We start from the raw sequence: 3,546 nt of genomic DNA, 5'->3' as shown, positions 1-3,546 counted from the left end.
GCGGAAGGCATCCGCAGCGACGTGAAGGCGATCGGCGCCGTGAACGAGCGTCTGGCGGTCGGCAAGGGCATGATCGACGTCGCCGTGAAGGCGGGTGAAAACATCTCCAAGTCGCTTCAGGACGTTCGCGTCGTTCTCACCAAGCTGGCCGATCAGGCCTTGACCGGTGCTGACCGTACGAACTACGAGAACCAGTACAATACCCTGAAGAACGATATCGACAACTTCATCAAAGACGCCAAGTACAACAACATTACGCTGATCAATTCCAGCGCCAACCAGGCGATCATCTCCAACGTCGATGGCGGCAACATCACGGTGACGGCGCAGAACCTTGCGTCCGCGGTCTACAGCCAGCTCACCAGCGCCTCCAACTACACCGCCGCCGCGGCCCTGATCGCCACGACCGGCGCATTGGCCAACGCCGAAGGCAACCTGGGTCAGGCCATGAACCAGCTGGCCGCCGACAGCCGCCGCATCACGAACCAGATCGGGTTCAACAATGCGATCGCCGACGCGACCAACACCGGCCTGGGCGCCATCGTCGACGCCGACCTCGCGAAGGAAAGCGCCCGCTTGCAGTCCTTGCAGGTCAAGCAGCAGCTTTCCAGCCAGGCGCTCTCGATCGCCAACCAGTCTCCGCAGTCGCTCCTGGGCCTGTTCCGTTAAGGTCCGTGCCCGCCGCCCGTCCTTTTCCGGTTTCGGCCCGAAAAGGGCGGGCATGGGCTTCACGGGTCATTCCGGCGGTTCCGAAGCTTCATATCCACCTAAGACCAGCACAAAAGCGGTTCTGAACGGAAGTCGCAATGAACTCGAAGCTCAACGCTTATAAGCAAGCGGCGATGATGAAGACGGATTATCGCTCGCAAGAGGCTAATCTCTTCAAGCGCGTCACCTTCGGATTGATCCAGGGCAAGGCGAATCCGAACGGCATGGATCTCGTCCGGGCCGCATCGGACAACAAGCTTCTCTGGATGACCATCATAAAGCTGTTGCAGGACGACCAGAACCGCCTGCCGGCGCCCTTGCGCGGGCAGATCATCTCGATCGGACAGGCCGTGATCCGCGAGATCGACCAGAACATCACCGGCACGCTCGACGTCGACTTCCTGATCGACATCAATACCCAGATGATCGAGGGCTTGGCGGCGATGCCGGAGACGACGACCGCGGCCGCCGGACTGCCGACCCAACTCCCTGCCGTCTGAGGGGGCTGGCCACCACCTGGAGCCTTACCATGTCCAACAGCATCGCCTTCTTCAAGATGCCGGCCATCGCGGCCTATCAGCTCGCCGTAAAGCAAGGCGACGCGGCGGTCGAGAAGTTGGCTGCCCGTAAGGACGTCAAGGCCGAGGTGGATTACTTCCGCAACAATATCCAGAGCGTGAAATCCGTCGAAGACCTGTTCAAAGACCGCCGCATGATGAAGTTCATCCTGGATGCGACGGATCTGGGCAAGGAAACCGACAAGATGGGCTTTCTCAAGAAGGTCCTGACGCAGAAGGCCGAAGACTCCGACGCCCTGATGAACAAGCTGGTGGACAAGCGTTTCAAAGCCGCCGCCACCCTGCTCCAGCTGGGCGAGAAGGGGCTGGGCCAGGTCCAGCGCGAATCCACCAAGGACGATCTGGCCGAACTCTACGTCAAGAACAAGTACAATGCCGGCCTGGCAAAGCAGAACTCGGGCGTTCCGCTGGCGATGTACCTGAAGGAAAACGCCTCGGGTGTCAGGAGCACTTACGACATCCTGGGTGACGCGCGTCTCCGCCACGTCGTGACGACCGCTCTCGGCCTGCCCCTGGAGCTTGCGAACCAGTCGGTCGAGGCACAGGCGGCGGCGATCGAGAAGCGCATGAAGGTCTCCGACCTCAAGGACCCGAAATTCGTCGACAAGCTGGCCAAGCGCTTCCTGATGGCATCCGACACCGGTAGCGGAACGGGTGGTGCGGACCAGTGGAAGCTGAACCTTTTCGCATGAGAATCGCATACGCCGCCGGATGGGCCTGACCGACGGTCGCCCTGGCGATGCCCGCCAACATCCGGCCAGAGGCCGAAAGCTGGAGAGAATTGATGTCTGCTGAAGTAGCTTTGCAAATTCCGGCCGATGCCGCAGGACTGGCGGATTTGAAGCAACGCGCAGCGATCCTGTTGACGCGTGGGGACCTTGAGGAAACCCGTTCCCTGGTGGACGAGGCGCTCGTCGGGCTGCCGGAAGACTCCGATCTGCTGGCGCTCCGCGGGACGTGCCGCGCCCGGCAGGGCGAACTGAGCGACGGCATCCAGGATCTGGCCTCCGCCGTCATGCTGAACCCCCGCGACTGGGAATTGCTGAACAATCTGGCGGTGCATCTTCAGCAGATGAAGATGTTCGACGAAGCCGTGGTCTTCCACGTCAAGGCGATCAACAATTCCGAACCCGAGCATCACCCCCAGCTTTACATCAACCTGGGTCTGGCGATGACGGGGCAGGGCGACTTCAAGGCGGCGGTCGAGCTGTTCGAGGCGGTCCTGGACGTCCATCCCGACATGATCGACGCGGCCGTCAACCTGTCGAGCGTCCTCAACTCCCTGAAGGAATACGCCCGCAGCGCCGAGGTCTGCAAGCGTACCCTGGCGCTTGTCGAAGCGCCTGAGCTTTATCACAACATGGGCAACGCCCTGCACCGCATCGCCGGGCGCAATGCCGATGCCGTCAAGGCGTTCGAGCGGGCGATCGAACTCGACCCGACCAACCTGAAATCGAAGCACATGCTCTCGCTGCTTCGGGACGAGGACATGGAGTCGATCCCCTCCGACTTCGTCGCGGGGCTGTTCGACGATTACGCCAGCTACTACGAGTCGGACGTCATCGAGAAGCTGCGCTACCGGGTGCCGGGTCTGGTCCGCCGCTATCTGCTCAAGGCCACTCCGGGCCGCACCCATTTCCCATCCATCCTGGATCTCGGCTGCGGGACCGGCCTTACCGGCGTGATGCTGCGCGACCTGACCGACTTCCAGAAGGGCGTCGACATCTCCCGCAACATGCTGGTGCAGGCGCTCGACAAGAAGATCTACGACCAGATCGAAGCGGTCGACCTCCAGGTTTCGCTCGGCGAGATTGACCGGCAGTATTCGGTCGCCATCGCCGCCGACGTCTGCGGCTATATCGGCCGTCTCGACGGGTTAGTCGCCAAGGTGTTCGACGTTCTCGAGTCGAACGGCCTGTTCGTCTTCTCGGTCGAGGAATCCTTCCTGGCGGACTACGAGGTATCGGCCGCCGGCCGCTTCGCCCATCGGCGCACCTATGTCCAGAAGGTGCTGACCGACTCGGGCTTCAAGGTGGTCACCGGTGCCCGCGAGCAGCTTCGCAACAGTGCCGGCCGGCCGGTGTTCGGCATGATCTTCGTGGCGCAGAAGCCGGCGTAAACGGCTTCAGCGATACGACGCCGATTGGGGCGCCGGGCTCGATCAGCCCGGCGCCCCTTTGCGTTCGGGCTTCCCCTCAGCGTCCTGCGGCCAGGACGTGCTCGATGGCGCGGACGCTTTCGTCATGGCCGAACAGGGCGG

At 62.2% G+C, this 3,546-nt stretch carries 4 protein-coding genes; all 4 read left to right on the top strand.

The window, feature by feature from the left end; translation table 11 throughout:
* On the top strand, positions 1-669 hold a 669-nt coding region (locus tag AC5JJ6_RS04640), incomplete at its 5' end, for a flagellin (RefSeq protein ID WP_496040924.1).
* A gap of 137 nt (positions 670-806) precedes the next feature.
* Positions 807-1,208 (top strand): flagellar biosynthesis regulator FlaF, encoded by a 402-nt coding sequence (locus AC5JJ6_RS04635; RefSeq protein WP_044437558.1) that lies wholly within the window; start codon positions 807-809, stop codon positions 1,206-1,208.
* Positions 1,209-1,237: 29 nt separating this feature from the next.
* On the top strand, positions 1,238-1,978 hold the full coding sequence (locus AC5JJ6_RS04630) for a DUF1217 domain-containing protein (protein ID WP_496040923.1): 741 nt from the start codon (positions 1,238-1,240) through the stop codon (positions 1,976-1,978).
* 92 nt (positions 1,979-2,070) lie between these two features.
* Positions 2,071-3,405, top strand: a complete 1,335-nt coding sequence (locus AC5JJ6_RS04625; protein WP_496040922.1) for a tetratricopeptide repeat protein — start codon at positions 2,071-2,073, stop codon at positions 3,403-3,405.
* Positions 3,406-3,546 lie beyond the last annotated feature (141 nt).

It is taken from the genome of Skermanella sp., assembly GCF_059503625.1.
The sequence above is the reverse complement of the archived record's forward strand: the minus strand, read 5'-3'. Positions and strand labels throughout refer to the sequence as shown.

Bases quoted from the DNA above. Each gene is read 5' to 3' on its own strand.
- AC5JJ6_RS04635 (WP_044437558.1), top strand. From the start codon at position 807: ATGAACTCGAAGCTCAACGCTTATAAGCAAGCGGCGATGATGAAGACG.
- AC5JJ6_RS04630 (WP_496040923.1), top strand. From the start codon at position 1,238: ATGTCCAACAGCATCGCCTTCTTCAAGATGCCGGCCATCGCGGCCTAT.
- AC5JJ6_RS04625 (WP_496040922.1), top strand. From the start codon at position 2,071: ATGTCTGCTGAAGTAGCTTTGCAAATTCCGGCCGATGCCGCAGGACTG.